A 4,716-nucleotide genomic window follows, 5' to 3' on the forward strand; every position below is an offset into this window, starting at 1 on the left:
CGCACACAGTTTCCAATGGGTAGTTGGCTCCGAAGATGCCCAAGGGGCTGATCCGCATCATGGCCCCGTTGGCCTGACTGTCGGGGTTCGGACATCCCCGCAATCCAGTGGCGATGGTCATACCGCAGTCAAAGGGATCGGAGTCGAGCCAGAATTGATAGGCCTGAAGCGCGGCATTGGGATCATAGGCTCCAAGCTCTGTCAGCATCCGGGCCAGCAGCAGCGCCATCTCCGAGTCATCGGTCGGCTGACCGGCAATGGTGTTCCATGTGCCGCCATCGGCCAGTTCCCGCACGCCTTCCGGGTAGCTGCGGCGGATCTCCTCTGGCGACTGGAACTCGACCAGGCTGCCAAGGGCGTCACCGATGAGCTGTCCAAGGAGGCAGCCCTGGGCACGATTAATTATCAAGTCACTGACCATCGGCCGAAAAGACCTCGACGACATTGCCATCCGGGTCAAGGCTTCTGAAAAAAAGCATTCCGGATTTTCCCCACGGACCCAACGCCGTGACTATCTGCAATTCGCTCTCTTTAACCAACCGAAAGCGCTCAGCAATGTTCGTTGCCTGAATGTAGAGCATCGCTCGAAGTTGAATCCCTTGAGGAACATTGTTCGTGTAGCTCAATGGAACCAAAACGAGTCCTTGGTCGAAAACAACCACATCCGAGCTTTGTTTCTTCACAGTTAAGCCGAGGCAGTCACGATAGAACCAAATGGCTTTTTCGAATGAGGCAACAGGTATCTTTGAACCGCATCCACGACTTTTAGAAAGAGGCTGCTGGTGAGATACGCTGGTTTGCTTCGGGCTACCGGCTATTGGCTCAAAATCGCCCTTTGAAATCTTGTTCAGGTAGATGATTTGGCCGTCCTCCGTGGTCAAGCGTCGGAATTCGACTTTGAATTTCCCGCTGCGTCCGATGTAATCACGGCCGCGATTTACCTTGGCCTTTCTGCAATCAGGGAGGCTGACCTCGCTCGAATCAGGAGCGATTACAACATCATCAATCCAATTCTTGAGCAAGGATCTCTTAACAACCTCATGAGTAGGCTTGTCATCAATATGTCCGTTTGCTAATCGAAATGCATTTTTCTCGATGTAGGCGGCGTCTTGAATGCCTTGCTTCACCGGTGATAGCCAGTCGGAGCCATTTATGCAGCCGAGCAGACCACCCGTCATTGAGGCGATTGTATCGGTGTCCGAACCAATGGCGAAGGCTGGCTTTACCACTCCATTAATTGGATCAGCAGCGTGTCGGGATGCCAGATACACCGAGGCTATCGCGGCAACGGTTCCGGCTCCGCTTATCTTACTGTTGAAGCATTGGAGTTTTTTCAGTACATCGTCATCGAGACTCAAAGCCCCTTTCGAGAGTTCAGCTCGGCAGACTTCAAGATACTCCATGACCTCCGCTTTGGCCGACTCCCAAAGTTTCATGTAGTCCTGAAGGCTTTTTTCCGCTTGGCTCCGCCATTCTGGCGGGATGTTTGGTGTGGCAGGAAGAGCAGACCAGTGATCGACGCTCTTGATCAATTCTTCTACCAATTCACCATACGCCAGTTTCGAATCCTTGCGAAAAGCCGCCCAAAGCGCGAAACCGTAAGCCAAAGCGCCTAACAGCGCCCGGGGGTGTCCATGTGTTGCTATACCATCAAGGAAAATATTGGTGGCTATCCTGGGAAATTCCTTTTCGCCCAAGCGCAAGACGTGAGGGAGAACGCGCATCGCGACACCGTTGCCGCCCGCCTCGTAATATCGCTTCACATCCTGTGGCTTCCGATTGGCACTCCATGGCGCGACACCATCCAGCCATGACTCCACAGCTCTTTTGGTTGCTCCGCCACCACCACGCTCATAAACAGACCAAAAGGGTAACTCCACTTGTGTGAAGTGGTCCCACCACGCTTCTCCTTTCAGCAAAGACCGACTGAGACAGAGTATGAGTTGGGTGTCGTCGCTATACCCGCCTTCCTCAATGATCTCTTCATGAGGGAAAAAGCGGCCGCCGGAGCGTCGAGTCCATCTCTTGAAATCATGCAGGCGGCCTTGGGTTTGCTTTGAGGCGTTTGACTTGGCAATTCGCTCATTGGGCCAACCCAGTGCGTCACCAAAAGCAGCCCCAAGCATGGCTCCGACGCTTTTGCTTGTTTTTAGCCTTATCGTGTTGTTATCGGCCATGTAGACCTCCGTTTTCATATATCGTTTCCGTCGCTCGGACACCGCGTTGAATCAACCGCGAGAGGGACGCCTTATTGAAAAAGTCCGGAGCGATGTAAATTGGTTTGTCGAGTGTTATACCCTGGAGTTCCAATCTGCATATTTCCCGACGAGCCTGCTCTTCTGTATGAACTGCAATACCGATAATTGAATCAAGTGGAATCGGGTCTTTAAGAAGGACTTCCGCCTGAATATCGGTCGGCGCTGACGGGAGATGTCTCGCGGATCGCGTGTATGCAGGGAATCCAGGAGAAATCGGAGCGTAAAGAGAGTGAAGCCCGTTTATCCCTGCCTGGATATAACGGCCGTGTTCGCGGGACGCATTGCAAGGGCAAAAGCAAGTCTCAGGGTGCCAGAGGTAGCTGGGCTCAATCATTAACACTACCCAGTCTTTAAACAAGTGATCTCGATCCCTAACCGTAGTGAAGTAATAGGTGTTCGGATAATCGATAGAGCAACAGATCAGATCATCCCTTCCATCATACCGACTTGGATCGGTCGGGTTGTGTGGCATATCGTGCTGCTGAAGCGTCCTTGTCGAACAAAGTCCGAGAGGATCATCAAAAATATGAGCGAGGTTTCTTGACTGCGTAAAATGGCAGATCCGAGTGATTCCACGGTTGACGCACTCCTGCTGAATCAAGTTCATGGCTTGACCCTCTGGTAGAGTGATTCGTCAACGGGTAGCAGTGACGTGAGCTTCCCTGTGTAGAGCAGGATCAAGCTCGTTTTTGCTCTTGTTACAGCCACATAAAGAAGTCTGCCATCATGCGTAAAACCATCCTCTTCCCCGTGAGAGTCTATGTAGTCCGGATCGGGAAGATTGTCTGAATCCAAGAAAGGAAGTATCACGACGTCAAATTCAAGCCCCTTAGCCGCGTGGTAGGTGCCATGATAAATGCCGGGGCCGTCATTCCATACCTGAAGGTCGCGGTGCAATCGTGTAGCGTTTGCTCCAAGGGCGGAGCTGAAGATCCTCTCCTGAGCTCTGTCTTTTACGAGGATGGCAACACTCTGGGTTTTCCCAGTGCCTCTTGCTGCCCGTAGTGCGATTTCAACTTGCTGATCCTTGTCAGTGCAGTCGACCACGGTAGGCAAGGCACCGTCGGCCCTTGGTGATGTGGGTTCAACCAAATCGGGAATATCCTGAAAAAAAGGCATCCTGGAAATGGCCAAACCCAACTGGGCGATCTGTTTTGTATTTCGATAGTTTTCTTTGAAGAACCACTGCTGTGGGATGTTCAGTCCTGCAGAGCGCCAGCTCATCCGTTGTCCATAGATTTGCTGGGCAACATCCCCGAAAAACGAAAGTGAACCATCCTCGGGGATTGCTGCCGCCAGCGAGCGAATCATCTCTGGGGAGAAGTCTTGCCCTTCATCAACGATTATGTGCTTATAAAAACGGGCCGAGGAGTCCTCCTCGAACTCTTTTCGCACAGCAATAGCGATGTCATCCCAGTCATACAATTTTCCGGCGGCAGTTCGAATCTCGAGATACTTGTTGAGAATCTCGTACATGACTGGCCTAAGCTTGCGGGAAAGATTTGTGCCGATACGCCCAACGCGCTCCACTTCCACATATTCCTCTTGGGAAGTGATCCCATGGCTGAAAATCCACTGGATTTCGTCAGAGAAAAATTCGAGGGGCCTCTTAAAGAATTTTGACGGTTCGTAGCCGGATTCGACTGCTTTGACTGCTTGGGAAATGAACGCGTTTCTGTAGTCAGGATCGCAAATGCAATTCCTACTCATTTTGCCACGGTTGTTGAGATAACCTCGTGCGAATGTATGGTAGGTTTCGACTTGGACATTCTGAAGCTCAAAGGGCTTGAGATACTTAAGATAGGTGACAAGTGTTTTATTAAATGTCAGGAGCAGCGTCCTTCCAGCATGTGGCATCGACGGCTCGGACAGATAGGCAGCCCGATAGAGCGCGAGTGTCGTTTTACCGCTTCCAGCCGTTCCGAGCACGGCAGTGTGCCCTGCTGAAGGCATGTAAAGCACTTCACGCTGCTTCTTGATAGGCTTTGGCAGATTTCCCCTCATTACGCTCTCACCTTTGATTTTTGTGCTGCGCATTTCGAGCTGTGATCGTATTTTTGAGAACCTTTCGCAGCCTTCATTTCACGCTCCCTCCCATAGCAAACTCCTCATCGATCTCGAACAAATCCGGTGTGGAGCGATGGACGCCGATTCCGTGTTCCATCAGGAGCATCACAAGCTGTTCCCCATTCATCAGGGCGATGGGGGTCTTGTCAGACTGGGCAGCTTCCTTGACGGCTCCGGGGCTGAAGTCGCTGGTAGTGATGATCAGGCCTTGTTCGTGCGCCCCCAGGCTGCCGCGCACCTGCTGAACCACCGGGGCCAGGATGTTGTTCTTAAGCTTCCACTTCTTGACCTGGACTGCCATCTTGATTCGGACCACGTCACCAACCACCAGGGTGCCCCGGACATCGATGCCGCCGTCGCCGCTGAGTTTGGTTACCTCGACCATCTCGAA

At 52.1% G+C, this 4,716-nt stretch carries 5 protein-coding genes; all 5 read right to left on the minus strand.

Annotation, left to right across the window (positions count from 1 at the left end; genetic code table 11):
* Window positions 1-409, minus strand: a 409-nt coding sequence (locus ABYV26_RS21190) for an ADP-ribosylglycohydrolase family protein (protein ID WP_372683352.1), incomplete at its 3' end; no start/stop codon positions are given.
* 1 nt (window position 410) lies between these two features.
* Complete coding sequence (locus ABYV26_RS21195; RefSeq protein ID WP_372683353.1) at window positions 411-2,177, minus strand: ADP-ribosylglycohydrolase family protein; 1,767 nt, start codon at window positions 2,175-2,177, stop codon at window positions 411-413.
* Window positions 2,167-2,865, minus strand: a complete 699-nt coding sequence (locus ABYV26_RS21200) for a DarT ssDNA thymidine ADP-ribosyltransferase family protein (RefSeq protein ID WP_372683354.1) — start codon at window positions 2,863-2,865, stop codon at window positions 2,167-2,169. Before ABYV26_RS21200 ends, ABYV26_RS21195 begins: the two co-directional genes overlap by 11 nt.
* Window positions 2,862-4,262, minus strand: coding sequence for a UvrD-helicase domain-containing protein (locus ABYV26_RS21205; RefSeq protein WP_372683355.1), 1,401 nt, complete (start codon window positions 4,260-4,262; stop codon window positions 2,862-2,864). Before ABYV26_RS21205 ends, ABYV26_RS21200 begins: the two co-directional genes overlap by 4 nt.
* Before the next feature lie 73 nt (window positions 4,263-4,335).
* A partial coding sequence (locus ABYV26_RS21210; protein ID WP_372683356.1) for a restriction endonuclease occupies window positions 4,336-4,716 on the minus strand: 381 nt, incomplete at its 5' end.

The sequence above is a fragment of the Desulfosarcina sp. genome, from assembly GCF_041551955.1.
In the GTDB taxonomy this organism is placed as follows: Bacteria; Desulfobacterota; Desulfobacteria; order Desulfobacterales; family Desulfosarcinaceae; genus Desulfosarcina.

Excerpts from the sequence above, each read along its gene's own strand:
- ABYV26_RS21195 (WP_372683353.1), bottom strand. The coding sequence starts at position 2,177 with ATGGCCGATAACAACACGATAAGGCTAAAAACAAGCAAAAGCGTCGGA.
- ABYV26_RS21205 (WP_372683355.1), bottom strand. The coding sequence starts at position 4,262 with ATGAGGGGAAATCTGCCAAAGCCTATCAAGAAGCAGCGTGAAGTGCTT.
- ABYV26_RS21200 (WP_372683354.1), bottom strand. The coding sequence starts at position 2,865 with ATGAACTTGATTCAGCAGGAGTGCGTCAACCGTGGAATCACTCGGATC.